17 protein-coding genes are annotated in these 25,398 nt (G+C 71.0%); 10 read left to right on the top strand and 7 right to left on the bottom strand.

Annotated features, from left to right (window positions below; genetic code table 11):
• Positions 1-15 precede the first annotated feature (15 nt).
• A complete protein-coding gene (locus tag WMF33_RS19520) occupies positions 16-1,236 on the bottom strand; it encodes an MFS transporter (protein ID WP_437338550.1) in 1,221 nt (406 codons plus the stop codon).
• A 180-nt stretch (positions 1,237-1,416) separates the two neighbouring features.
• On the opposite strand from WMF33_RS19520, the gene WMF33_RS19515 reads away from it, so the two are divergent.
• The 4 genes from WMF33_RS19515 to WMF33_RS19500 all read left to right on the top strand — a co-directional run bounded on the left by WMF33_RS19515 (position 1,417) and on the right by WMF33_RS19500 (position 8,153).
• Positions 1,417-2,991, top strand: coding sequence for a CotH kinase family protein (locus WMF33_RS19515; protein WP_437338549.1), 1,575 nt, complete (start codon positions 1,417-1,419; stop codon positions 2,989-2,991).
• Positions 2,992-3,137: 146 nt separating this feature from the next.
• Positions 3,138-3,821: a potassium channel family protein gene (locus WMF33_RS19510; protein WP_020735879.1), complete on the top strand. Its 684-nt coding sequence runs from the start codon at positions 3,138-3,140 to the stop codon at positions 3,819-3,821.
• A gap of 142 nt (positions 3,822-3,963) precedes the next feature.
• Complete coding sequence (locus tag WMF33_RS19505) at positions 3,964-6,729, top strand: TonB-dependent receptor domain-containing protein (RefSeq protein WP_437338548.1); 2,766 nt, start codon at positions 3,964-3,966, stop codon at positions 6,727-6,729.
• Entirely contained in the window at positions 6,729-8,153 is a 1,425-nt protein-coding gene (locus tag WMF33_RS19500) for a hypothetical protein (RefSeq protein ID WP_437338547.1), read from the top strand. Before WMF33_RS19505 ends, WMF33_RS19500 begins: the two co-directional genes overlap by 1 nt.
• A gap of 35 nt (positions 8,154-8,188) precedes the next feature.
• Here the strand turns inward: WMF33_RS19500 and WMF33_RS19495 are convergent, their stop codons facing one another.
• Both WMF33_RS19495 and WMF33_RS19490 read right to left on the bottom strand, forming a co-directional pair.
• A complete protein-coding gene (locus WMF33_RS19495) occupies positions 8,189-9,523 on the bottom strand; it encodes a cytochrome P450 (protein ID WP_437338546.1) in 1,335 nt (444 codons plus the stop codon).
• A 27-nt stretch (positions 9,524-9,550) separates the two neighbouring features.
• Positions 9,551-11,299 carry a lipoxygenase family protein gene (locus tag WMF33_RS19490; RefSeq protein ID WP_437338545.1) on the bottom strand — a complete coding sequence of 583 codons (1,749 nt, stop codon included), beginning with the start codon at positions 11,297-11,299 and terminating at the stop codon, positions 9,551-9,553.
• 522 nt (positions 11,300-11,821) lie between these two features.
• Here WMF33_RS19490 and WMF33_RS19485 point away from each other — a divergent pair.
• From WMF33_RS19485 to WMF33_RS19460, 6 genes are all read left to right on the top strand, one after another.
• Positions 11,822-12,163 (top strand): hypothetical protein, encoded by a 342-nt coding sequence (locus tag WMF33_RS19485; protein ID WP_437338544.1) that lies wholly within the window; start codon positions 11,822-11,824, stop codon positions 12,161-12,163.
• A 113-nt stretch (positions 12,164-12,276) separates the two neighbouring features.
• Positions 12,277-12,486, top strand: a complete 210-nt coding sequence (locus WMF33_RS19480) for an MbtH family protein (RefSeq protein ID WP_437320793.1) — start codon at positions 12,277-12,279, stop codon at positions 12,484-12,486.
• Positions 12,487-12,646: 160 nt separating this feature from the next.
• A complete protein-coding gene (locus tag WMF33_RS19475; RefSeq protein ID WP_437338543.1) occupies positions 12,647-13,729 on the top strand; it encodes a hypothetical protein in 1,083 nt (360 codons plus the stop codon).
• Between the two features lie 7 nt (positions 13,730-13,736).
• Positions 13,737-14,465, top strand: coding sequence for a hypothetical protein (locus WMF33_RS19470; protein WP_437338542.1), 729 nt, complete (start codon positions 13,737-13,739; stop codon positions 14,463-14,465).
• A 370-nt stretch (positions 14,466-14,835) separates the two neighbouring features.
• Positions 14,836-15,876, top strand: a complete 1,041-nt coding sequence (locus WMF33_RS19465; protein ID WP_437338541.1) for a hypothetical protein — start codon at positions 14,836-14,838, stop codon at positions 15,874-15,876.
• Between the two features lie 37 nt (positions 15,877-15,913).
• The gene (locus WMF33_RS19460; RefSeq protein WP_437338540.1) at positions 15,914-17,239 is read left to right on the top strand and encodes a hypothetical protein; all 1,326 of its coding nucleotides are present in this window, start codon (positions 15,914-15,916) and stop codon (positions 17,237-17,239) included.
• 74 nt (positions 17,240-17,313) lie between these two features.
• Here the strand turns inward: WMF33_RS19460 and WMF33_RS19455 are convergent, their stop codons facing one another.
• The 4 genes from WMF33_RS19455 to WMF33_RS19440 all read right to left on the bottom strand — a co-directional run bounded on the left by WMF33_RS19455 (position 17,314) and on the right by WMF33_RS19440 (position 25,357).
• Positions 17,314-18,402, bottom strand: coding sequence for a hypothetical protein (locus WMF33_RS19455; RefSeq protein ID WP_437338539.1), 1,089 nt, complete (start codon positions 18,400-18,402; stop codon positions 17,314-17,316).
• A gap of 597 nt (positions 18,403-18,999) precedes the next feature.
• Positions 19,000-20,256 carry a sialate O-acetylesterase gene (locus tag WMF33_RS19450; RefSeq protein ID WP_437338538.1) on the bottom strand — a complete coding sequence of 419 codons (1,257 nt, stop codon included), beginning with the start codon at positions 20,254-20,256 and terminating at the stop codon, positions 19,000-19,002.
• Positions 20,257-20,528: 272 nt separating this feature from the next.
• Positions 20,529-21,374 carry a hypothetical protein gene (locus WMF33_RS19445; RefSeq protein WP_437338537.1) on the bottom strand — a complete coding sequence of 282 codons (846 nt, stop codon included), beginning with the start codon at positions 21,372-21,374 and terminating at the stop codon, positions 20,529-20,531.
• A gap of 83 nt (positions 21,375-21,457) precedes the next feature.
• Entirely contained in the window at positions 21,458-25,357 is a 3,900-nt protein-coding gene (locus WMF33_RS19440; RefSeq protein WP_437338536.1) for a serine/threonine-protein kinase, read from the bottom strand.
• Positions 25,358-25,398 lie beyond the last annotated feature (41 nt).

Below are 25,398 nucleotides of genomic sequence, written 5' to 3'. Positions count from 1 at the left end.
GGCCGGGCGGTATGCCTACGCGCCGTCGCTCGTGCCCCGAGGGCGCGTCGACCGGACCAGCATCTCGTGGAGCAGCCACAGGCCCGCGGCCGTGAGCACCGCGAGCGTGCCGATCGACGGGAGCCCCACGCGCGCGGCGAGCACGCCGCCGATGCTCGGCAGGACCGCGCCGCCGACCATGGCCGCGCTCGCCTGGAACCCGATCGCGTGCGCGGTGTAGGGGCCGAGCCGAGCCGGGGTGCGGGACATCAGCGTCGGGTAGATCGGCGCGAGGCCGAGCCCCGCCAGCATCAGCCCCGCGGCCCCTGGCCAGGCCGGGCCGACGGCGAACAGCGCGGTTCCGAGCAGCGCCACCACCGTGGCCATGCGCAGGAGCCGGTCCGCGCCCACCCGATCGACCGCCATGCCGAGCACGACGCGCCCGACGCCGATGCTGCCCCAGTAGGCGCCCGCCCACACCCCGGCCGTCTCCGCCGCGACGCCGCGCGCCTCGGTGTTGAGCGTGAAGCTCCACTGCCCGAGCATCACCTCGAGGCCCGTGTAGAGGAAGAACACCGCGATCTGGAGCCACACGCGGCGCTGCCGCAGCGCCGCGGCGAGCGGGACGCCCGGCGCCGGCGCCTCCTCCGGGCCCTCGGCGGCCGCGGCCCGCGCGCGGAACGACCCCTTCACCACGGCGAAGGCCGTGGTCAGGAGCAACATGATCGCGCCGACGATCGCGTAGCCCGAGCGCCAGGAGCCGGTGGTCGTGAGCGCCGCCGTCGCGATGAGCGGCCCGAGCGCCGCGCCGGCGCAGTAGCAGGCGTGCAGCCAGTTCACGTGGCGCGCGGAGAAGTTGCTCGCCGCGTAGGCGTTGAGCCCTGCGTCGATCGCGCCCGAGCCGAGCCCGGTGATCAGCCCGCAGAAAATCAGCAGCGGCCAGAACGGCGTCGCCGCGTAACCGAGCAAGGCGACCGTGATGAGCCCGCTGCTCAGCGCGAGCAGCTTGCCCACGCCGAGCCGATCCACGAGCTTCCCCGCCGCGACGCTGGACGAGAAATACCCCACGCCCGTCCCGACCAGGAGCGCGCCGAGCGCGCTCTGCGGGAGCCCGAACGAGGCGCGCAGCGAGGGCCACGCGACGCCGAGCACCGCGTCGGGCAGGCCCAGGCTCACGAACCCCACGTAGGTGAGGATCAGGAGCGGCGGCACGCGGGCGGCCTCTCTCCAGGCGCCCCGCTGGCCCTGGATCGACATGTTTTCCGCGATCTCGGTGGAAGCATGAACGGGCGAGATTGCATGTTTTCCACCCGCCCGCCACCGGCGTGAGCGCGGCCCGTTCATGGGCGGAACTGTCGTGCCTGCTCATCCGCCAGCCAGCCAGCCAGCCCGCGCGCGACCCCCCACGCTGGCGCGCGGTCGCGTAAGATTGATGCCATGCGAACTTTTCACCCTTTTCTGCCGCTGACGGCGGCCCTGCTCCTCGGATCGCTGCATGCCACCGGCTGCTCGGACGGCTCGTCCGCGGCGGCGGATGGGCCGTCCGGCGCCAGCGACGCGGGCTCGCGCTGCGATCCGTCGGGCGGCGGGCCGCACTGGCTCCTCGAGGGGGAGACCGTGACGTTCCCCGTGGCGTGCGCGACCGGCCTCGCGCTCGCCGGCGACGCGTTCGAGGTCGGCCCGCTCCCCGAGGGCGCCGCCTACGACCCGATCGCGCGCGAGGTGACGTTCTCGCCCGGGCTCGACCAGGCGGCCGTCTACGACATCGAGATCCGCGTCGCGCAGACGTCCGAGGTCGGGCGCGTCAAGGTCGGCGTCGCCGACGCCTTCGCCGATCCGTCGAACGTGCCCGTCGTCGATCCGGCCCGCTACCCCGAGGAGTACGGCCTGCCGGTGCTCTTCCTCTCGCCCGTCCCCAAGGACAAGGAGTACGCCCCGGCCACGGTGATCTACCGCGGCCACACGTACGCCGCGGAGGCGGAGCTCCGCGGCGAGAGCTCGCTCTCGTACCCGAAGCGGAGCTACACCCTCAAGTTCCCCAAGGACGACAAGTTCAACGAGCCCGACGAGGCGGGCGGCTTCACCGATCGTCGCAAGGTCGTGCTCATCACCACGTTCGACGACAACTCCTATGTCCGGCAGCGCCTCGCCTACGACCTCTGGAACCGACTCGATCCCGAGCACATCCAGGTCAAGACCTACAGCGCCGTCCTGTACCTCGACGGGGAGTACGCCGGGCTCTACACCGTCGCGGATCACATCGACGGCTACCTGATGGAGGACCACGGCTACCCGCAGGACGGCAACCTCTACAAGGCGGTCAGCCACGACGCGAACTTCGCGCTGGTCGGACACTCCGGCGAGAAGAAGGAGACGCTGCACGACGGCTTCGAGAAGAAAGAGGGGGCGCCGGCCGAGGGCGAGCCCGGGGCGTTCTCGGATCTCGACGATCTCGTGACCTTCGTGTCCGAGTCCGACGAGGCCACGTTCGCCGCCGAGATCGGGGCGCGGATCGATCTGCGGGACTACGAGGACTGGTGGATCTTCGTCACGTTCATCATGGCCAACGACTCGGCCGGAAAGAACAGCTACCACTACCGCGATCCGGCCTCGGACGGCGTCTTCCGCTACGCGCCGTGGGACTTCAACGCGAGCTTCGGCCAGTCGTGGGAGACCGAGCGCGAGCCGGCCTCGGAGCGCGTCGAGTACCGGGACGCGAACCTCCTCTTCGAGCGCCTCCTCGAGGAGCCCTCGATCGGCGACCCGCTGCGCGCCCGCTACGGGCAGGTCCTGCGCGGCGCCTTCGCCGAGGCCGAGATCCACGCGATCGTGGACGGCTACGTGGAGCGCATCGACGCGAGCGCGCGCCGGGACGAGGCGCGGTGGGGCGAGGCGTACCGGGGCTACGAGGGCTGGAGCGGGCGCGACGACTTCACGACGTACGAGGAGGAGATCGCGTACCTGAAGGCGTGGATCTCGGAGCGGTGGCAGCACCAGGACGAGCTCTACTGAGCGACGCGTGGCGCGCGACGCGCGGCGCGGCCCGCCCACGCCGCGCCGCCGCGCCGCCGGCAGCGGCGACCCGTGTGGCGCTCCCGGCGCATCCGTGAGACCTTCGCGGCGCCGCGCCCCGAGGGGGCGGCGCGCGACCGGAGATCATGAAATCGAAGAGCGTCCTCGTCATCGGGCTCGGCCGGTTCGGCACGTCGGTCGTCGAGACCCTCTGGAAGAACCGGGCCGAGGTCATCGCGGTCGACAACAACCCGGAGGCCGTCGACGCCGTGAAGGACAAGACCTCGGCCGCGTTCGTCGGCGACGCCACCGTCCACAAGGTGCTCGAGGGGATCGGCGCGCAGTACGTGGAGACCGCGATCGTGACCTTCGGCGAGCACTTCGAGCCGTCGGTGCTCTGCGTGGCCTCCCTCGTCCGGATGGGCGTGCGCGAGATCATCGCGCGCGCCGCCACCGATCGCCAGGCCGACATCCTGCGCGCGGTGGGCGCGACCCGCGTCATCCAGCTCGAGACCGAGATGGGCCGCCGCGTCGGCGCCGACATCACGATGCCGCTCGCGCAGGACCTCCTCGACCTCGCGAGCCATTACCGCGTCGTGCCCTGGAACGCCCACGGGCCGCTCGTCGGACAGACGCTCGCCGGCTCGAAGATCCGCCAGCGCTACCGCATCAACGTGCTCGGTGTGCGGCCGCACACGAACAAGCTGCCCGGCGACAAGCCGCGGCTCGAGGCACCCACACCGGACTACGTGATCCGCGACGGCGACACGCTGCTGCTCGTGGGCGACAGCGACGACGTGAGCCGGTTCGTGGCCGAGGTCGGCGGCTGATCGCGCCGCGGGCCGCGCGCCGCGCGCCGCGCGCTGTCGACGCGCGCGCGCGGCGACCGACGTGTGAAGCAACGTGAAGCACGGTCCTGGCTGCGCGATGCGTCTTTCCGCCTCGGCCTCGCCATGCAAAAGGGCGGACCGCATGCCTTCCACAGCGTCCTCCGTGATGCGCCTCGTCGTCTCGGAAGCGCTGCTGCTCGCGGTCACGATGACCGGCAGCGCAGCGCGCGCGCAGCCCGCCGGCGCGCCCCCCCCAGAGCCAAATGCCGCCGAGGGCGACTCGGGCGGCGCCTCGGTCCCCCGCGGCGGCGCCGGCGCGGTCGTCGTCCCTCAGCCGGGCACGCCCCCGCCGGCGCCCGCCGCCGTCAGCCCGCCGACGCTGATCAAGTACTCCCCGCCCGCGTATCCGCTCGAGGCGCAGCGCGCCGGCGTCGAGGGCAGCGTCATCCTCAAGCTCGACATCGACAAGACCGGGCGCGTCACCAAGGCCGAGGTCGCGACGCCGGGCGGGCACGGGTTCGACGAGGCCGCGCTCGCGGCCGCGCCCGGCCTGGAGTTCGCGCCGGCGCGGCGCCCGGACGGCACGCCCGCGGCGGCGCGCATCCTCTACCGGTACGCGTTCACGCTCACGCCCAAGCCCGCCGACGCGGCCGCGCCGGCGCCGCCCGCGGACGTCGAGACGGTGGTCGGGACCGTCCTGTCCGCGGGCACCGGCGAGCCGCTCCCGGACATCGCGGTCACCCTCGTGCGCCCCGACGGCGGCCGCGAGGAGGCGAAGACGGACCAGGGCGGCAAGTTCCGCTTCAAGAACCTCCCCCCCGGCAAGTACCGGGTCGAGGTCGCCGCCGCGGGGTTCGAGCCGTTCGCGGCCGAGGAGGAGATCGCGGCCGGCGAGGCGATCGAGGTGCGCTACCGCATCGCGCTCGCCGCGCCGCAGGACGGCACGGCGCCCGGCATCGAGGTGACCGTGCAGGGCGAGCGCCCGCCGCGCGAGGTGACGCGGAGGACGATCGAGCGGCGCGAGATCGACCGCATCCCCGGGACCGGCGGCGACGCGCTGCGCTCGCTGCAGAGCCTGCCGGGCGTCGCGCGCAGCGGCTTCGGGCTGCTCATCGTGCGCGGGTCCGCGCCCCAGGACACGCTCACGTTCGTCGATCGCACCCCGGTGCCGATCATCTACCACTTCGGCGGCCTCTCCTCGGTCGTGCCGACCGAGATGCTCGAGAAGATCGACTTCTATCCGGGCAACTTCAGCACCGTGTACGGCCGCGCCATGGGCGGCATCGTCGACGTCGGGCTCCGCTCGCCGAAGCAGGACGGCAAGTACCACGGCGTCGTCCAGCTCGACCTCATCGACGGGCGCGTGCTCCTCGAGGGCCCCGTCCCGTTCCTCAAGGACTGGACGTTCATCGCCGCGGGCCGCCGCAGCTGGGTCGACGCGTGGCTCGGGCCCGTGCTCAAGGAGGCGGGCTCCAGCGTCACGCAGGCGCCCGTCTACTACGATTACCAGTTCGTCCTCGAGGGCCGCCCCTCCGCGAGCGAGCGCGTGCGCGCGAGCTTCTACGGATCGGACGACGCCTTCAAGATCACCCTGGACAAGCCGCCGGAGGACGAGCCGGCGCTGACGGGCGATTTCGGGCTGCACACCGCCTTCCAGCGCTTCCAGCTCAGCTACGAGAACCGGATCGGGAGCCGGGATCGGCTCTTATGGTCGATGGCGCTCGGCCGGGACATCGCCGACTTCGAGATCTCTCCCCTCGCCTTCAACGTCGTCTCGACGTCGCTCGACCTGCGGCTGGAGCTCTCGCACAGGTTCGCGCGGTACCTCACGATGAACGTCGGGACCGACCTCTCGGGCGGCGTCGCCACGGTCAACATCCGCGCGCCGTCGCAGCAGCCCGCCGGCCACCCGTCGAACCAGCCGTTCTCGACGTACCCGTTCCAGGACCGGTCGTTCGACGGCGCGTACTCGCGGCCCGCCGCGTATGCCGAGCTCGAGGTCGTCCCCTCGTCGCGGGCGCGGATCGTCCCCGGGGTGCGGGTCGACTACGCGCTCGATACGCAGACGCTCGACGTGAGCCCGCGGGTCAACGCGCGCTACGACATCCGGCCCGGCTTCCCGCGGACGACGGCCAAGGGGGGCGTGGGCCTTTATTATCAGGCGCCGCAGTTCGCGGAGAGCATCGAGCCGTTCGGCAATGCGGAGCTCAAGTCGAACCGCGCCGTGCATTACGGCCTCGGCGTGGAGCAGGAGATCACGCCGCAGGTCGAGGTGACGCTGGACGGGTTCTACAAGCAGCTCGATCGGCTGGTCGTCTTCTCGCCGGAGAAGGACGACTATGCCAACGACGGCACCGGATACGCGGTCGGCGGCGAGCTTTTGTTGAAGTACAAGCCGGACGAGCGCTTCTTCGGCTGGGCGGCGTACACCCTCTCGCGGTCGGTGCGCAAGGACGGCCCCGACGAGGAGGAGCACCTCACGCAGTTCGATCAGACGCACGTGCTCACGGTGCTCGGGAGCCTGCGGCTCGGCCGGGGCTGGGAGCTGGGCGCGCGCTTCCGGCTCGTGTCGGGCAACCTGCAGACGCCCTATGTCTGCGATCCGGAGGAGAAGGGGTGCAATCCGAACCGGGTGAACGCGATCTACCACGCGTCCTCTGCGAGGTATTCGCCGATCCCGCTCGGGGGTGATTACAGCGAGCGGATGCCGCTGTTCCACCAGCTCGACATCCGCGCCGACAAGACGTGGAAATTCAAGAGGTGGCAGCTCGGGCTCTACCTCGACATCCAGAACGTCTACAATTACATGGCGGCGGAGGGCATCAGCTACAACTTCAACTACACGCAGCGGGAGTACGTGACGGGGCTCCCCTTCCTGCCCACGCTCGGGCTGCGAGGAGATTTCTGATGAAACGGACCGCACTGCCCGCTCGTCGCGCGCTGCTCGCCGCGCTCTCGACCTTGGCCGTGGGCATCCCCTGCTGCGCGGGGAGCGACATGGCCCCTTCGTCCGAGGTGAAGGGGCTCCGCGTCCTCGCCGTGACGGCGGACAAGCCGTACGCGGCGGCGGACGAGCTCGTGACGTTCCGGATGACGTACGCGGACGCGAAGGGCGCGGAGGACGGCGCGCCGCGGAAGGTCGAGGTCACGTGGGTGGGCGGCTGCGTGAATCCGCCGGTCGGGGTGGACGAGCACCTCGGGTGCATTCCGCAGTGGCTGGGCACCTATGCGGCGGGAATCGTCGCGAATCCGGGCGGTGCCGGCGGCGACGGCGGCAGTGGTGGGGCTGGCGGCAGCGGCGCCGGCGGCAGCGGCGCCGGCGGCAGTGGTGGGGCTGGCGGCAGCGGCGGCGGCGCCGGCGGCGGTGCCGGCGGCAGCGGCGGTGCCGGCGGCAGCAGCGGCGCCGGCGGCAGTGGTGGGGCTGGCGGCAGCGGCGGCGGTGCCGGCGGCAGCGGCGGTGCCGGCGGCAGCGGCGGTGCCGGCGGCAGCGGCGGTGCCGGCGGCAGCGGCGGTGCCGGCGGCGATGGCGGCAGCGGCGGTGCCGGCGGCGATGGCGGCGGCAGCGGCGGCGGCGACGAGGAGCGCACCGTCCCCTTCGCGCAGCAGGAGATCGGTCCGGAGAAGAGCGGCGAGCCCGATGCGGTCTCGTTCACGTGGAAGCTGCCCAAGGAGATCCTCAAGGACGCGAGGCCCACCGAGACGGGGACGGTGTACTCGTCGGCTTACGTGCTGTTCGCCGTGTGCGCCGGCACGACACGCGTGGCGTCGGCGCCCGAAAAAGCGGGGTTTCCGCTGGAGTGCGTCGGCGACGACGGGACGGTGCTCGGTCCGGACAGCTTCGTCGTGGGCTACACGCAGGTCTACGTCTTCAAGAAGGAGCGGCTGAACGCGAACCCGCCCATCGACGACTTCACGCTGAAGCTCGATGGCAAACCCGTCACTCCGGGCGAGGACGGCGTGCCCGTCGTGAAGCGGTGCGTTCGGTCGGAGGAGCAGGCCCAGGGCTGCGGCCGGACCGAGCCGGCAGAGGACGAGTGCACGACCTACGAGATCGAGGCCGTCGTGCCGGAGGAGGCCGCCGAGGTGGACGAGGAAGCCGCCGGCCTCGGCGGTCCGCCGGCGCGCGAGGCGATCTGGGTCGACTACTACACGGACGGGGGCGAGTTCGACGGGGCGCGCCGCCTGGTGAACGACACGACCGGCGCCTCCCGCGAGGGCAACGGGACCACGTGGACGCCGCCGTCGGAGCCGGGGCGCGTGTCGCTGTGGGCGGTGGTTCACGACACGCGGGGCGGCGCGAGCGTGAGGCGACGGGAAGTGCAGGTGGAGTGACGCCAGGACCACGCCGCTCCACGCTGAGGAGCGGGTCAGCCCTCGGCGGCGGTCAGGCGCACGCGGAACGGCGCAGGGTACCCGTGGACGCGCGGCATGGGGTCGATCGCGCTGGGGACGCCGGCCCGCAGCAGCTGTTTGACGGCGAGCGAGATGTGCAGGATGGCCACGTACTTGCCGTGGCACGTGTGGATCCCTGACTCCCAGAACAGGTAGTTCTTGCTCGGCAGGCGCCCCGGCCTGAACTGGTCCGGGGCGTCGATGTGCTCGTGGTCATGCATCGCCGAGGCGCTGCAGGCCATCACCAGCGCGCCGGCGGGGATCTTCTCCTCGTGCCGCGTGCCACGCCCGACCGTGTAGTCGCGCACGCAGAGGCTGGTGACGCCGGTCGACGGGGGGCGGAAGCGCAGCGCCTCCAGCACATAGCCGGTGATGGCGGCGTCGTCCTCGACGTTCACCACGTTGAGCGCGTCGCGCAGGACGCGCGGGCGCTTCATCAGCTCGACAAGGGCGTTGACGATCGCGCCGCCGCTGAGATCCACGCAGCCCATGAGCAGCCCCAGGATCACGTCGCGGATCCCCTCGTCGCTCTCGTAGGTCTCGGGGACCGCCTGCATGAGCAGGTAGCGGTCCAGCACCGACGGTTGCTCTGGCGGGGGCGACTTCGCCAGCTGCTTCTTCCGCGCGGCGACGATCGCGTCGATCAGCGGCAGCGCCTCGTGGCGAGCGGCCCTCGCCGCCGCCACGGCCGCCGGGTCGTTGGTCGGGTTGAGGAAGATCTCGTGGAACAGCGCGTGGGTCCACGCCACCACCTTCTCCGTCGGGATCTCGCCGACGCCGAGGTACCGGGCCATCGCGCCGGCTGGCACCCTGAGCGCGTAGTCGCCGGTGAGGTCGAACGGCTTGTCGACGCCGACCTTGGCGAGCAGCCGGTTCGCCTCCTCCACGACGATCTGACGGTAGCGGGGCAGATCGGCGCGCGGGAACGCGAGGCGCAGGAGCGACTTCTCGTGCTCGTACTTGGGCGAGTCGTTCATCGCCAGGATGTTCTGACCCACGTTCTCGACGAGCTTGGGCGCGATGTTGTCGACCGAGAAGACGTCGTTGGCGTTGAGGACCTCGACGACGTCGTTGTACCGGGTCACGAGCGTGATGGCCGGGATGGAGAAGATGGGCTTCTCGCGCCGCAGCTGGCTGAGGAACGGGAGCGGCTCCTCCCTCAGCCACTTGAAGACCATGCCGGCCTCGATCTGCTTCCGCTTGACCGGATCGTTCTCGTTCGACAGCGCGCTGTGGAGGGCCTGCAGGTAGTCGAAGGGCGGCGCCTTGGCAGCGTCCGCTCGCCCGTCTTCTTCGATGTGAATGCTCATGAGGCGAATTCCTTTCTCGCGTGCCGATCAGATCGCGACGCTCTGGGGGACCATCGACGGGAGCAGGTACAGGTACGGCTGCTCGCGGGTGCGGTTGCGCTCGGTGATCTCCCGCTCGATGTGCGCCAGGCGCTCGCGGTAGCGGGCGAACGCCTGCTTCGCCGCGGGATCTTGCAACAGGCACTTCATCGTCATGAGGCTCTCGCTGGTCAGCGGCGGGCCCATGCTGAGCGAGCGGCTGAGCACCATCTGGCGGATGCTCTGCGCGCGCCCCGGGAGGCGCTCCAGCGGCTTGAACTGCCGCTTCTCGCTCCCGTTCAGGACATCGCCGAAGGAGCGGTAGGTGGCAAACTGAGCGTTCGGGATCCAGGTGTAATAGTCCGTTTGCCCGAAGTTGACGGCGGCGTGGTACGCGGTCGCCGTGAAGATGACGTTGGTGGCGATCGCGATCAGGTCGTCGAGGCTCGTGAGCTTCGCGAGCTGTTTCTCTCTGTCCGGCGGGAGCAGGCTATCCATGCCGCCGAGCTCGGGAGACACGAGCTCCTTCATCCACGCTTGCAGGCTGGCATCGCTCGCCAGAGACCCCGGCGTCGGGTAGGCGATCTTCAGGACCTGTCCGACGTACTCCTGGATCGCGTCCCAGTGCAGGAGCGCGTCGTCGCGGTAGTGGTAGCCGACAAGGTCGCGGACGTCGCGCGCCGCCAGGTCGTGGGGGAGCGCGCTCTCGTAGAACCGGTAGGGCTTGCCGCGGTAGCCCTTGATGCCCTTGCCGGTGTAGGCGCGCGTCAAGAGCTCGAACGAGCCCATGTTGGCCACCGAGCTCGTGATGTCGAAGAAGCGCCCTCGCCCGAGGAAGCGCCGGCGAGCCAGCTCGTTGATGGCCAGGGTGTTGAAAAAGTGCGGCCTGAGGAGCTGATGGAGCGGATGCGTCGCGGGCAGGTTGCGGTAGGTGCTCACCGCGAACGGCTCCACGACGAGGTGCGCGTAGAGCAGGTGGGTCACCTGGCCTTGGAAGATGGCGTCGGCGCTCGCGACGGCGATCTTCGCCGTGAGCCAGTCGTCCGACGGGCCCGAAGGGGTGAAGATCTTGTCGGGGTGCGCCCCCTTCTCGGCGCGCGAGTCCACGAGCCGGATGGCCACGGGCAAGAGCTCGCCGGCCGCGGTCTGGTGCAGCATGCACGTCGGCGCCAGCGGGTACTTGCCCAGCTCTTCCTGCACGTCGGTGTCGACGATGTCCTTGAAGATGCGGTAGTCGAGGAAGTAGAGCTGCCCGCTCTCGCGCACCGCCTCCAGCGTGCGACCGTCGGCGATCGTCACCGGCTTGGGCTCGGCGCCGCTCAGGAAATCGGCGAGATCGGCCGGGGTCGCGCGGCGGATGTGCGCCGGGTTGATCCCCACGAGGCGCTGCCGCCCGAACTCGGCGTCCTCGGCCCACCGCGTCGCGACGGAGGGCTTGCGGATGAAGGTCCACGGCTTGAAGAACTCCTCGAACTGATCGAAGCTCTCCCAGTTGTCGATGGACTCGAAGATGGCGCCCAGCCCGAGGTCGGACGTGGCCCTGAGGATGAACTTCCCCTCGCGATAGCGCCTGTACCCGTACGCGAACAGGTGAAGCGTCTGCGCGATTTGCAGTCCGGCGGTGTCCTTCCACTTGCCGAGGTTGAGCGCCAAGATCTTCTTGATCGGAAAGCCTTCCCCCGGCGGCACGGAATCGCTGCCGGCCGGCAGGTTGGACCCGAAATTGCGCCAGTTCGGTGTCGAGCTGGGCTCCCTCATGCTCGTGCTCTCTTCTCCGTCTCAGACGGACGGTGGATTGGGTGGTTCACGTCAAGCATCGCTCTCGCGTCGCAGCGGTCCGAGCGCGCGCGGGAATGGTTCCGTCTCAGTCGCAACAGGACTCAATCATCCAGCGCCGCCCCCCCGTCCTCGACCTGCCCCCGCAGCCGAGCGCGTCGCGCTTCGGCGTAGAATCGACCAGGTGCGATTCCACGAAGAGCCGTCGCGCCGAGTTGCACGCGATCGATGCTTACGCGTGCATTGTCGAGGCTGCTAGGAAACCGTGGAGCGTTCACGCGTGTCAAGCTCTTTTGTTCGGCACCGGGGCGAGCGGCCGGATGCCGCGCCCCCCCTGCGCCGGGCGTGTTCGCTCCCGACGTACCGCTACCTCGACGACGTATGGCTTGAATGGCAACCGCGCAAGTCGTCCGATTCGTGCTCGTACCCCGCTCCTTCCAGCAGGATTTCCCCGCCGCCAGCGGCACAGAGCTGCCAGGGCGAGCCGAAAGGGCGGTGCCCCGATTGCGAGACGTCGAACGGGAAGCGAACCGCCATGACGCCGAGCGCGGCGAGAAACCATTGAAGTTAGTTGGCCTAACTAACTTAAACACCGATGCGGCTGATAGGGCGGACGCAACTCAGGCAACTGACGCAACGGACGCAACTGACACCACCGATGTGGCTGATGTGGCTGACGTGGCTGACGTGGCTGACGTGGCTGGCGCTGGCGACTCGAATGAAACCGTGAACGCACTCGACATCATCGACGTCATCGATGCGCTCGATGCAATCCGTGCACTTGACCCGTTCGGCGCGAGCAGGCGACGACGGCCTCTCGTGGAACACCGAGCCGAGCGCCGGTAGCGGGCGCGCCGCAGTGTATGCTAGGCTCGGCCCTCTTGTCGAGGCCGCGCGCTCGACGGTCGAGCGTGGGCTCGGGTGCCGCGGTATCCAGCTGAACCAAGGAGGAGCGAGCCATGCAGGCGGATGACGACGCGACGATCTACAAGGTGGTGGTGAACCACGAGGAGCAATACTCCATCTGGCCGGCGGACCGAGAGAACCCGCTCGGCTGGACAGAGGCCGGCAAGACGGGCAACAAGGCGGAGTGTCTCGCGTACATCCAGGAGGTCTGGACGGACATGCGCCCGCTCAGCCTCCGGAAGAGGATGGCCGAGAGCCCCTGAATCGCGGGCCGCCCGAGCGCCCGTCGCGAGCGGCCGGGCGGCGGGCTCAGCCGCTACCTCGTCGCGCTCGGCCGGCTGCGCCGCGCGGGATCGCGCGAGCCCGTCGACGTCGCGCGCGCCGGCGCTTGTGCCAGGACCCGCGCTCCCGTACGCATCCGTCATGCCGCCCCTCGATCTGCACGTCGCCCTGTTCGGCGCCTCCGGCGCCGGCAAGACGGTCCTCCTGGCAGCCTTCTACCGGGCGCAGACCCAGCCCTCGTTCCAGCAGGAGTACGCGTACAAGATCCAGGCGGTCAACAAGGCGCAGGGCAACCAGCTCCTCGGTCGGTTCTATCGCCTCGAGGAGGGCAGATTCCCGGACGGCAGCACGCGCTTCGACGAGTACGAGTTCGACTTCTTCCCGAGAGATCTGCCCGAGCCGGCGGTCCGCATCCACTGGTACGACTACCCGGGACGCTGGTGGGAGGACGAGCCGGTCGACGCGGACGAGCGGGAGGCGATGCGCCAGGGCCTCCTCCGGCTCGGGATGAGCCAGGTGGGCATCCTCCTCGCGGACGGCGCGAAGTACCGGGCCGAGGGCACCGGGTACATCCGGTGGCTGTTCGAGCACTTCGCCGACGAGTGCGACCGGCTGCGCCGGGCCAGCGCCGCCACGGGCGACGAGGTGAGCTTCCCGCGGGAGTGGATCCTCGCCCTCAGCAAGGCCGATCTCTTCCCGCCGGACTACGGCGCGCGGGACTTCGAGCGCGAGGTCTGCCGGGACGCCGACGATCAGCTCGCGAAGCTCTGCTCGGTGCTCCGCGCCGAGCACGCGTTCGGGCACCGCTTCATGCTGCTCTCGTCGGTCGCCGCCCCGGCCGGCGCAGCGGTCGATCCGAGGACCTCGCTCGGCGTGCGCACCCTCGCCCCCGCGATCCTGGTGAGCACGGTCGAGGGCGCGGTGCGCGAGGCGCAGGCGGCGAGAAAGGAGAAGTCGGCCGGAGAGACGTTCTTCCAGGGCCTGCGCGATCTCGTGCAGTTCGTCGACTCCCTCGACGACTTCCTGCCGAAGCGATACCAGATCGTGAGCAAGATCCTGCGGTTCATCTCGATCAAGGACTTCGCGACCACCCGGCTCGACCGGCTCAAGAAGACGCGCGAGGACGCGATCCGGAAGGGCGACACCTTCACCGCGGTCCTGACCGCGATGGTCGCGGCCCTGCGCGACGACGAGGGCGCCCGCGCCTACCACCAGAACCAGTGAGGTCGTCATGCCCGCGCCCGCGCCCCTCGTCGAGACATCGCGCCTCCTCTGGAGGACGCGCGGCGAGCACTGGGATTACGAGTTCATCTGTGTCCCCGAGATCCCGGCGCTGCCCGCCTGGCTCTCGACGCTCGAGGCGATGCTCGGCGACGCCGACGCTGGCGCCGGGGAGCTCCGCTATGGCCTGCTCGAGGTCGACGAGCGCGGGCAGAGGGCGCCGCGCGCCTATCCCTACGTGGCGGTGAGGTTCCTCGATCCGGCGCGGAGGGACTGGACCGGACGGCAGGTCCAGCACTTCGCGGCCTGGTTCCCGCCGGTCCCGCCCGAGGCGGCCGCGGCGTTGCCCGAAGCGGTCCCCGTCGACTGGCACCTTCGCGTGCTCGACGGGCTCGCGGGGACGTACGGCTCCGGCGAGGTGTTCGGGCTCCCCGAGGCGGCGATCCGCGCCTGGAAGCGGAGCCACGAGGAGAGCCGGGCCGCGCGCGCGATGGCGATCGTCAAGGCGACGCCGCCGGTGGCGCTGGGCGACGGCGAGGCGGCGCCGTCGCGGTGGACGCGGGTGCCGACCTTAAAAAAAAAGCCACCGGAGCCGCCGGCCGCGGCGGGCCTCCTCTCGGCGGGCGCGGTCCCTAGCGCCAAGGGCCGGCGATTCGGCTGCTTCGCGATCGGCGCCATGATGCTCGCCGCCTTCGGTCCACTGGTGCTCGCTTGCGGGGTGCGCCTCCTCGGCGCCTGACGGCCGCGCCGCGCACGCCATCCCACGGGGAGCCGGCCCCGCCAGCGCCCGCCGGGCGACACAAGGGCATCGCTCATCCGTCCTGCGCGTCCGAGAGCTGAGCGCTCGGCGGCGCTCGAACCGGCGACAGAGGGCAATCACACCTCGATTTTCCGCTTGCTCGCTGTTTCTTGAGACCCCATCCTCTTCCTGGGGTGGGGAGCCGCGCGTGCGCCGCCGGTCTCGGGGTCCAATCCTTTCGGTTCTATCTTGAGCGAGCGCTCCTCGCGTCAGGCCGCTCGCGACGTTCGCGCCGGTCCGTCCAACGCTCCATGCGCCCGCGTCACTGTCTCGTGTCCCCGTGGCCATGCTGTCGATCGGAGGTGCGCCCGTGAATTCAGCGATCGTCATACCGCTCGTCGTCGCGTCGTCGTGCTTCGTCTCCGCCGCTGCCGCCGCCGAGCAGGCGTGCGGGTACTCCAGCGCCGGCTGGAACGCGCCGAGCGGCGCGGCCGTGTTCAGCGTCGGCTCCGGGCTGATCGGGGACCTCCTGAACGCGGTCGGCGAGATCAGGACGCACTCCATGCTGTCGCACGGCCCCGGGAAGTGGGTGACGCACGCCACGATGAAGCAGCCGACCGAGAACTCCTGGCCTGCGGTGTGCAGCACGCCCGTCACGCCCAGCGACCTGATCGAGGGCTATCCTGGGCTGTCGCAGGTCAACCAGGGCGGGATCTACCGCTTCCTCTACGGGAGCGGCGGGAGCGGGCCGGCCTCGCTGACGTATCAGGTCGGCGACGGCAAGAAGGCCGCCTCGATCGGCGACGCCATCTGGTGGGAGGTGGCCTACTACGCCGATCACTCGATCGTCGACGAGGGGGTCGAGATCGATCGACCGAACATCCGTGGAGCCCGGGTGCGCTACTCGCTGTACCAGTACCGCACCACCGAGGGCACGCCGACCGGCGGGCCGGCGTGGAACAACGGCATGGTCTGCTCTTCCTTCCTGGCGTACGCGCACTACGTCGACGGCCAGGGCGCCATCCCCCCGTACACGTACGGCCACGAGAAGCTCGCCAACGCGGCCAACGCCCTGTACGCCGGGGTGAGGGACAGCTGCGAGAGCAGCCTGGGGTTCTGGGGCTCGATCGGCACCTCGATCGCCTGCCTCACCACGGACATCTGCGGGAAGGCCGCCAATCAGGTGGCGAACTGCATGGCGTCGCACGCCTGCGACACCAGCAGCGGCAGCTTGTGGAGAGGCGTCCGCGACACGCCGAGCACCGTCGCCGTGTCGATCAGCCCCGACCGCATCGGCGGCTGGAGCGGGCACGTCTGGGGGACGCAGCCCGGCGCGACGGTCTGGTCCGCCGATATCGGGCACAACGTCCAGTGGAACTCTGGAGGCAACGTCTACGGGTGCTGGTACTGACGCGCGTTCGAGCACGATGACGTGAGGAGCTCAGGCCATGACGACCAAGGTCGGTGCGCATCGGTCCAAGGCGCGGTGGGTCGGCGCGGCGGTGCTCGCCGCCGCGGTGGGGCTCTCGATCTGGCATCTCCGCGCGCCCGGCGCTCCCGAGCCCGTTCGGTCGGCGCGGAAGGCGAGCGCGCCCGAGGCCCCGCCCGCCGCGAAGCGCGCGGCGAGCGCGGCCGCGGCGAGCGCGAAGCCGCCCGCGGGCGATCCGGCGCCCCTCATCGACGGGGTCGAGGTCGAGAAGTCGGAGGTGTGCGCCGGCGAGGAGAACCTCATCACCGTGCGCGCCCACACGACGAACGGGACCGACGACTACCTCCACGGCGTCATCGGCGGGCACGCGGGGTCGCGGGTGCCGCTCCGCATCTGGCCGGACGCGGACGGTTCGTACGAGATGCCCGTCATCTCCGTGTTCGGGCGGAACAACGTGATGCGTCAGATCGAGGTCCCGAGATACACGGTCAAAGCTTGCAAGCCGGAGCGGCTCGTCGCCATCACCCACAGGCTGCTGCCCAACACGGCCGATGAGGTCGAGCTCGCGGCGCGGATCGTCGACGTCGGGGCCAAGGACGACCCCGACGCGAGGCCGTTCAAGCCCGCGCGCTATACCTGGGTGTTCGACGACGGGGAATCGGAGGAGACGGCGGCTCCGTTCGTGACCCACAGCTACGAGCGCCGCCCGCAAACCTCGCTCGTCTCCGAGTTTCTGCTCCGGGTGGAGGTCCGCGGCGATGCGGGGGAGAAGCTCACCGGCCGCGCCCTGCTCCAGATCCCGAACATGATCTTTCAGAACTTCGCCGAGCGAGGGGTCGTGACCGTCCTGGCGACGCCGACGCCCCGCTTTCCCAGGCAGGGCGGCGACGGCGTGGTGCGGCAGTCCTTCCGCCTCTGGCATCACCGCGACGCGCCGGTCCGGATCGATACGGTCACGGCGGTGCGGCACTACATCCACGCGGCGAACAGCTCACCGCACGAGCAGGCCTCGCTCGGCCTGGCCGAGATCCCGCCGGGTCAGGGCGTCGACGTGGCGGTGAAGCTCGACACGCGAGGCGAACCGGATGTCTTCACGATCACGTACTTCCTCGAGGGGAAGACGGCGGAGGGGTACCCGGCGCGCGGGACGTTCTCGCTGATGCGGCCGCCGCCGGCGCCGACCAAGCAGTCGAACATCCCGGTCACGGAGCCGGTCCTCCTCGCCAAGATCAAGCGGGCGCGGGAGCTCCTCGCGCAGGACTTCGTGACCGACGAGGACATCTGGCGGCTGGAGCGAGAGGGCAAGATGGCCGATCTCGACGGCTCGCCGCCGCCGGCGCGGTAGACCGCTACGAGCGCGCCACGCCGGGCTGCGCCGCTCGGGGCATCGATCGATGCTCTCCGAGCGGCGGTCCGTCGTCAGTAGCCGCAGAGCTCCCACGGGGCGGCGCAGCTCTGGCCGGTGACCGTAGAGGGGTTCGTCGGGCAGGTCCACCACTCGCCCTGGAAAGGACGCGGGTTGCAGTGCGGGAGGCACTCCACCCACCCCGACGAGCACGAGTTCCCCACCGAGACGGTCGGCTGAGCCGCGCAGAACCAGCGTTTTCCTGCGAACCAGCCGGGATTGCACACATCGGGCGCCCCGGCGACGGGCGGATACACCGTGGCGACCGCCTGGATGTCCACCGCGTCGAGGCTCTCGCTCCCGAAGCGCACGCCGTCCTGATCCGAACACCCACCCCAGTAGGTCATGATGGAGTCGTAGTCGTAGAAGCCAGGGTTCACGACGATGTACCGGCGGCTCGAGGGCCACCCGCTGGCGACGTCGCTCGCGGGCAGCGGCTGTCGTTGGCTGCAGCCGCTGGGGACCAACGGGTGATGCCACTCGTGCATGAAGCCGATCGCATGACCCATCTCGTGGATCGCGTACTGCTCCACGCAGTCGAAGCTGTACTCGACGCGGGCTGTCTGCCAGTTGTACTTGATGCAACGGTTGAAGTCGGCGCCCCAGGGCTTGAACTGGACCAAGCCGCCCTTGTTGTAGACGCCGATCGAGTCCGACTGGTTGGGGGCGTCGGGGTGGATCCTGACGCCGACGTAGGTCATGCGCGTGGCCGGCAGGAGCGAATCGCAGCTCTCCCAGCCGGTGAAGCGAACCGAGCTCCAGCGCTCCCAGCTGCCCTGGAGCGCGGTGCGCACGCGCGTGATGACATCCGCGAGCGAGGGGTTGGGCGCATGGATCAGCCCGCCCGCGGCGCCGTCGGCCCTCTGCTCCGCCGAGCTCGTGGGGTCGATGCAGACCGGGATCCGGACATAGCCGTCAGCGTCCTCAGGCCAGCGACTCGCGCTGTCGAAGACGCTCGCCTCGGCAGACCTCGGCGCGGCGGAGACGGTCAGCGCGGCGCCCAGCGCTGCGAGGAGCAGCGGACCGAGCGAAGAGCGAAACCGCACATGTCGTTCAGGGCCCCGCGTCGTGCGGTGCACCGAGACATTCTCGAGCGGGCTCATGGACGCAAACGCATTGCGATGGCCTTGCAGCATGTTCTTCTCCAATCGACGAGGGTTGTTCTGCCGAACGCGGCTCCGGCGTGGAGCTCGACGCGGTTCACCGGCTTCGCGCCAGGGCCGTGGACGAGACCCGAGCACGGGGGAGGTCGACGCCGCACCGGCTCGCGGCGTCTTCACCCTGCACCTACGATGAGCCTGCCGCTCGGTTTCGCGGGAATGTCACCCCGCTGCCCGGCGGGCGAAGCGCGGACGAGGCGCTCGTCCCCACGGTAGCGCCGGTGCCGCTGCATCCACCGCGCTCCTCCATGGGTCGCTGCCCGCGGGTCGCCGAGGAGCCGGACCCGGGGCGCCGATCCTTGGCTCGGCGGCCCTAGCGGGCTCGCAGATGGCCGTGTAGCTCCGGGTGGTGGCCGGATTTGAACGAGAAGGCGGGAAGGCGGGAAGAAAAGATCAATGATCTTCCCGCCTTCCCGCCTTCATGGGAATCGCTCCGAGGCCAATATCCCGCGATCCCCGCGGCCGACAGCATCAAAGGCCGCTCGAATCCAGGGGATCCGAGCGGCCTCGGTCGCGCGGCCCCCGCCGCGGGCCGCTCTGTCACCACTTCAGAGCTTCGATCATCTTCTCCCCATAACGCGTGCCCATGATAACGACGGACGCATGATCGAAGTGGTACTGATCCATGACGTTCGTCCCCTGCTGGCTGATCCAGTATCCCATAGGCAACATGTCGGCCGCCTGGTGCACGAGGTTGTTGTGACCGCTGCAACATCCGCCCGCGGGGAGCTCTCCGAGAATGAAGGGAACGTCGTAGTCGACCCCCCAGGCCGCCTTCACCTCGTTATAGAGCTGAACGACCTTGCCGGGCCATGAGCTCTGGCCGTTGTCGGACTCACCCTGGTGGAAGATGATGCCCGCGAAGCGCGCGTTCTCGGCCGTCTTCGCTTTGGCGATCTTGTTCAAGATCATCTGGTGATGCGAGCCGCCAGAGATGAACGTGTTGATCGACTCGCCGCTCTCAGCGGTGGCGACCAGCCCGATCGTATCCCCCTCAGGCAGCTTTCCGAGCAGGGTCTTGCCGAACCAGATGCCCGGGTCGACGGAGGTCGACAGGTTCCATCCTTTTTCGCCAGGGCAATCGCTGAGCGGCGGATTGGCCAGGTTCCACTGTCCGGCCGGCTGATTGCATCCGCCGAGGACCTTGAGCCGCTCGTCAGAATTCTTGTCGCTGTCCTGCTTGTCGGCGACGCCAGCCATATTCGACTGGCCCATGAGCATGAAGATGTGGAACGTCGGATTTGCGCTCGGCGCGCCGCCGGTGCCTGCCCCGCTGCTGACCGACGCCGTCCCTCCCGTGGCGTCACCTCCAGTCCCAGCGCTCGCGCTGCCTGTCGCGTCGCCCCCGGTCCCCGCGCTCGTGCTGCCCGTCGTGGCGCCGCCTCCAGTCCCCGCGCTCGTGCTGCCCGTCGTGGCGCCGCCGGTCCCCGAGCCGGCCCCTCCGGTGTTGTCGTCCTCACCGCCCGCGCCGGACTCGCCACAACCGGACGCAGCAATGATGCAGAGAATTGGGAGGAGCAGGAACCTGGGTGTGCCTCGGGTCGTGCGGTTCATCTCGGTCATGGTCGTTACCTCGTCGCGCCGGGGCGCGATCTGAAGAGAATGGCGGAAGTGGTAGGCCGGCGTCGCGATGCCGGCGCGGCGAACCTCGCCCGCAAAGAGCTCAGCGCCGGGGCCCAGCTTATCGCATCTTGGGCGCATGGCGTCCAGGATTCGGCTTGTAGGACGACACGAGGAGAAGACCTTGACGCTGGATTTTTTCATCATCGGCGGCGTTCGTTCTTCGCTTCGCCTCAAGCGCCGACCGATCCTTTCGAGGCGAAGCGGTTTCATGATCCCGGACCGCGGAAATTTGAAACGGACGCGTCGCGCGGGCAACGCAGCGGACCCATCACGAGGCAACCGCGCTGTCGTGCTCGTGCTCGAGGGAGCCCCTGTAGGGAGCTGGAGCAACCGCGACGGAGCATGGCTGGACGTCGTGCGAGATCTCCGGACGATCGTCGAAGACCTCCGCGAGCGCCGCGCTCCGCGCTCCGCGCTCCGCGAAGCGCGCCAGGCTCTCGATGGCGTCAGGGCAAGGCGGTGGTGATCACGTCCTTCGTGGTCGCCGTGCTCTGGCCGGGGCGATCGACGCAGGACGGGTAGTACTGGCCCGCCCCGTTGATGTTCTGGCAGACCCGGTCGCAGGACCCGACGATGCGGATCACCCCGCACTCCGCGATGCTCCCCCCGGACGTCAGGTGGCCCGCGGCGCAGTCGCGCTGGTACGCGCGCGAGTTGTCGACCGTCGCGCTGTTGTAACAGGCGTTGAGGTACGGTTGCGCGGCGAACAGGTTGCCCCAGAAGGCCCCCTCGATGTCCGGATAATCGATGAGCTCCTGGCTGGAGGAGAGCGTCTTCAGCGGATCCCGCAGCGAGCGGGCGGACAGGAGCACCGGTACTTGATAGTAGTTCACGCGCGCCGCCACGCAGCTGGAGACCATGCGCTGCCCGGCCTCGTCGAGCGGCCCGGTCGCCCACGCGCGCGCGACGCCGAGCAACCCGGGGTAGCGCTCATCGTGCCTGGTGCCGCTGGAGTCGGTCCACGAAAAATTGAAAGACGCCGAGCTGCTCAGGGCGCAGCTCGTCGCATAGCGCACGAACTCGCGCGCCAGCGCGCCGCTCGGCCCGGGATCCTGGATCGCGGCGAGGTTCCGCGCGCTGAGGCCGTTGAGGTTCAAGGCGTTGAGGTTCAGGGCGTTGAGGTTCAAGGCGTTGAGGTTCAGGGCGTTGGTGCTGAGCGCGTTGCCGCCCAAGAGGGCGCCCTGGGATTCCCCCACAGGCTCGTCCCACGCATCGGTGTCCCCTACCTCGGCGACGCAGCCCGACAGCACCCCTGCCCAACCAAGCACGATGAATGTCCGCTTGAGAGACATGGATTCCCCCGTGTTCCTGGCGCATGATCCGACGGCGCCCTGCGCGCGGCGCGCGCGGGCTCCCATCGATTCGCTGGATGGGTTCAATATTCTACTTTTTCCCGCGCCGTCGCGCCGGTGAAAGTCGCTTCGGCGGCGGCGAGATCGATGTCAGTCGCGTCCGCCTCCGTCGCCCTCGTCAGCGCCGCGTACCAGCGCCGGAGTCGCCCGCCCATGACGGTCGGAATGGTGGCGGCGGCCGCGAGGGCGCGCTCGAGCTGCGCCCGGGCGTCGGCGCGCCGGCCGCGGCGCAGGGCGGCGAGCGCCCGCGCCTCGATCACCTCGATCCGCTCCTGCCCGACCGAGCAGCGCGCGGAGCGCTCCTCGAGCGCGGCCCACGCGGCGCGGTCGTCGTCGCGGGTCGCGAGCTCGATCATCGCGCAGAGCACGTCCTCCGAAGGCTTCAGCGCCTCGCAGCCGGCGTCGTCGCGCGCCGCGCGGAGCCGCCGGGCGATCCGGCGAGCGCCCGCCTCGTCGCCCTGGTAGAGGCGCAGGCGCGCGATCAGGAGCGCCACGACGACCGGCGCGTGGCGATCGCCGCAGCGGGGCGCTATCGCCTGGACGGCGCGCGCATGGGGCCGCGCGGCCGCGAGATCGTCCATCAGGTACAGGTACTCGGCGAGGTTGTAGCGGCCGACGAGCTCGAACGCGGGCTGGCCGAGGTCGCGCCCGAGCGCGATGGTGCGCTCGAAGTCGGCGATCGTCCCGGCGCGGTCGCCCTCCAGGGCCCGCGCGAGCCCGCGGTTGTTGAGCGCGGCGCCGAGGTGCATGAGATCGCTGCGCTCCTCGCAGCTCTGGATCACCGCGTCGAGGTCCCGCGCCGCCTCCTCCACGCGGCCGAGGCTGGCCAGGATGAAGCCGAGCAGCAGCCGCGCGATGATGTGCGTCTCGTGGCCCTCGTCCCCGAGCCGCGCCGCCTGCGCCGCGGCGCGCGTCAGCACCGCGGCGGCCTCGTCCTCGCGGTCGGCGCGGTGGAGCGAGCGGCCCACGCCGAGGAGCAGCCGGGCGCCGAGCAGGGGCGAGGCCGCCCGGTCGGCGAGGCGCTCGGCGGCCGCGACCCGCTCGCTCGCCGCCCGGTACTCGCCCGTCCAGTCGAGGATCATGGCCTCGTCGAGGAGGAGCTCGATCTCCGCCCCCGGCTCCGACGCTGCGGCCGCCGCCTCGCGCGCCGCGGCGAGGTCGGCGAGGGCCTCGGTGTGGCGCCCGAGCCGGAAGCGAGCGAGGCCCCGCGCGCGGCGCTCCTCGGGGAGCAGCGCGCCGAGCAGCGCCTCGACGCGCCCGTAGCAGCCCTCGGCGTCGAGGTAGGCCCGGCGCGCGGCCGCGAGCTCGGCGCCGCGGGCGAGGAGCGACGCCGCGCGGGCGGTCAGGCCGCCGCGCTCGCAGTGCGCCGCGAGCACCAGCGGATCGGCCTCGCCCGCGGCCTCGAGCCAGTCGGCGGCGAGGCGGTGGCCGAGCGCTCGGTCGTCCTCGGTGAGCTGCGCGTAAGCGCCCTCGCGCAGGAGCGCCTGGCGGAAGGCGTACTCCTCCTCGCCGGGGAAGCGACCCTCGCGGTGGCGGACGCAGAGCTCCCCGGCGACGAGCGCGGAGAGGTGCTCCGCGAGCGGATCGGCCTCGTCGCCCCCGAGCAGGTGCGCGACGGCCCCTCGCCAGAACACCTCGCCGAGCACGCTGGCGGCGCGCAGGATCCGGCGCGCGGGGGGCGCGAGCGCCTCCAGCCGGACCTGCACCATCGCCACCACCGTCTCGGGCAGCGCGTCGCCCCGGCCCTCCGCCGTCGCGCGGATCAGCTCCTCGAGGAAGAACGGCTGGCCCTCGGACTGGGTGACCAGACGATCGATGAGGGCGCCGTCGGCCCCATCGCCCAGCGCCTCCCGCGCGAGCTGCGCGCACGCCCTCGGCGGGAGCTGCCTGAGCCAGAGCTCCTGGCGCCCGCGCTCGGCCCAGAGATCGGGGTACGCTTGCTTGACCTCGGGGCGCGCCGTGGCGAGCACGACGAGCGGCTGGTCCGCGAGCTCGCGCAGCACCGCGTCGATGGCCGCGACGGAGGCGCGATCGGCCCAGTGCACGTCCTCCAGCGCGAGCACCACCGGCTGGGCCGCGCACTCGGCGCGCAGGAAATCGCGGAGCGCGCGCTGCATCTGCTCGCCGAGCAGCTCGGGGTCCTGCCGGGCGGCGCGGAGCGGGAGGCTGTCCTCGTCGGGGAACGGCACGCCGGCGAGCTCGCCGAGGAACTCCTCGATCCGGCGCCGATCCGCCTCGATCACGCGGCGGGCGACGCGGGCCCGGAGGAGCGCGCGCCGCTCCTCGAGGGGCTCGCCGCCCTTGATCCCCGCCGCGCCGCGGATCGCCTCCGCGAGCAGGCCGCCGGTGGATCGCGCGCGGAGCGGATCCCCGAGCCCCGCCCAGATCTCCGCGGGCGCGCCGGCGCGGCGGAGGGCGGCGAGGTGCTCCTGGAGGAGGCGGGACTTGCCCATGCCCGCGGCGCCGATGACGAGCACCGCCCGGGCGGCGGGCTCGCCGGCGCAGGCGGCGAAGGTCTGCTCGAGCAGGCGGAGCTCGTGATCGCGGCCGACGCAGGGCGTGGGCCTGCCGAGGAGCGGGCGCCACGGCTCGGCGGCGCTGCGCTCGCCGCGGAGCTCGAGGGCGCCGGACGCGGCGATGGCGGCCTCGAAGCGGGCCTCGAGCAGCCCGGCGGTGGTCTTGTCGAGGAGGATCGGCGGCGCGCCCGCGCCGTCCGCGCTCCGGAGCAGCCCGGCGGCGCGCTGGATGGCGTCGCCGACCGGCAGGCCGCGCCCGAGCTCGCCCCAGCCGACGGTGATCGCGATCGGGCGATCGGGGACGCGCTCGCGCAGGGCCAGGGCGCAGCGCGCGAGCTGCGCGGCGAGGTCGGTGGGCACGTGCGGCCGGCCGACGATGAGCACCGCGGTGCCGTCGGCGAGCAGCTCCAGGCGCCCCTCGAAGTGGGCGGCGACCTCCCGGAGCGCGCCGGCGTCCGCGCCCGCCTCGCAGGCCGAGAGGGTGGCGTCGAGCGCGGACGCTCTCGCGCGGCCCACCACCGCGACGCCGTGGAAGCGGCGCTCGCTGGTGGTGAGCGCGGAGCTCGGCGGCGCCGGGATCGACCCGCCGTGGACCTCCTCGGCCGCGAGCGCGGCCTGGACCGCGGCCCCGTCGCGCGGGCGCCGCGCCGGATCCTTCTCGAGCATGTGCGAGAGCAGCGCGTCGAGCCACGGGGGCGCGTCGGGGCAGCGCTCCGACAGGCGCGGGGGCTCGTCGAAGATGATCCTGGCGAGGAGGGCGATCAGGTGATCTGCCTGGAACGGCGGGGCGCCGGTGAGGCACTCGAAGAGCACGCAGCCGAGCGAGAAGATGTCGGCGGGCGCGCCGACCTCATCGCCGCTGCGCGCCTGTTCCGGGGCCATGTATTCGGGCGTTCCGACGAGCACCCCGGCGCCGGTGATCGGGGCCATGCCCGGGAAGCGGGCGATCCCGAAATCGAGCAGCTTGGGCTCGTCGATCCGGCCGCCGACGAGGAAGATGTTGGCCGGCTTGAGATCGCGGTGGACGACCCCCAGCGCGTGGGCGGCGCCCAGGGCCGCGGCGACGCGCGCCCCGAGCTCCACCGTCTCGGCGACCGTCAGGCGCCGCCGCGCGAGGAGGCGGGAGAGGTCCTCTCCCTCCAGCCACTCCATGACCAGGAACGGCGTGCCCTCGCGCGCGGCGTCGTAGGCGATGTACCGGACGATCCCCGGGTGTGCGAGGCGGGCGAGGAGCTCCGCCTCCCGCGCGAAGCGCGCGACGTGGTGCGGCGACGGATCGTGCAGCACCTTCGCGGCGACCCGCGCTCCGGTGGTCACGTCACAGGCGCGGTAGACCGCGCCCATGCCCCCGATCTCCGCGAGCGCCTCGACGCGGAAGCGCCCCCCCAAGAGCTCCCCCGAGCGCACCCATCAAGGATAGACGGAGAATGCGGTTCGTCCAGTGATGG

This window comes from Sorangium sp. So ce394 (assembly GCF_051474665.1).
Lineage (GTDB): Bacteria > Myxococcota_A > Polyangia > Polyangiales > Polyangiaceae > Sorangium > Sorangium cellulosum_D.
The sequence above is the reverse complement of the archived record's forward strand: the minus strand, read 5'-3'. Positions and strand labels throughout refer to the sequence as shown.

Bases quoted from the DNA above. Each gene is read 5' to 3' on its own strand.
- WMF33_RS19510 (WP_020735879.1), top strand. From the start codon at position 3,138: ATGAAATCGAAGAGCGTCCTCGTCATCGGGCTCGGCCGGTTCGGCACG.
- WMF33_RS19470 (WP_437338542.1), top strand. From the start codon at position 13,737: ATGCCCGCGCCCGCGCCCCTCGTCGAGACATCGCGCCTCCTCTGGAGG.
- WMF33_RS19445 (WP_437338537.1), bottom strand. From the start codon at position 21,374: ATGTCTCTCAAGCGGACATTCATCGTGCTTGGTTGGGCAGGGGTGCTG.
- WMF33_RS19515 (WP_437338549.1), top strand. From the start codon at position 1,417: ATGCGAACTTTTCACCCTTTTCTGCCGCTGACGGCGGCCCTGCTCCTC.
- WMF33_RS19475 (WP_437338543.1), top strand. From the start codon at position 12,647: ATGCCGCCCCTCGATCTGCACGTCGCCCTGTTCGGCGCCTCCGGCGCC.
- WMF33_RS19495 (WP_437338546.1), bottom strand. From the start codon at position 9,523: ATGAGCATTCACATCGAAGAAGACGGGCGAGCGGACGCTGCCAAGGCG.
- WMF33_RS19480 (WP_437320793.1), top strand. From the start codon at position 12,277: ATGCAGGCGGATGACGACGCGACGATCTACAAGGTGGTGGTGAACCAC.
- WMF33_RS19500 (WP_437338547.1), top strand. From the start codon at position 6,729: ATGAAACGGACCGCACTGCCCGCTCGTCGCGCGCTGCTCGCCGCGCTC.
- WMF33_RS19490 (WP_437338545.1), bottom strand. From the start codon at position 11,299: ATGAGGGAGCCCAGCTCGACACCGAACTGGCGCAATTTCGGGTCCAAC.
- WMF33_RS19505 (WP_437338548.1), top strand. From the start codon at position 3,964: ATGCCTTCCACAGCGTCCTCCGTGATGCGCCTCGTCGTCTCGGAAGCG.
- WMF33_RS19455 (WP_437338539.1), bottom strand. From the start codon at position 18,402: ATGAGCCCGCTCGAGAATGTCTCGGTGCACCGCACGACGCGGGGCCCT.
- WMF33_RS19520 (WP_437338550.1), bottom strand. From the start codon at position 1,236: ATGTCGATCCAGGGCCAGCGGGGCGCCTGGAGAGAGGCCGCCCGCGTG.
- WMF33_RS19460 (WP_437338540.1), top strand. From the start codon at position 15,914: ATGACGACCAAGGTCGGTGCGCATCGGTCCAAGGCGCGGTGGGTCGGC.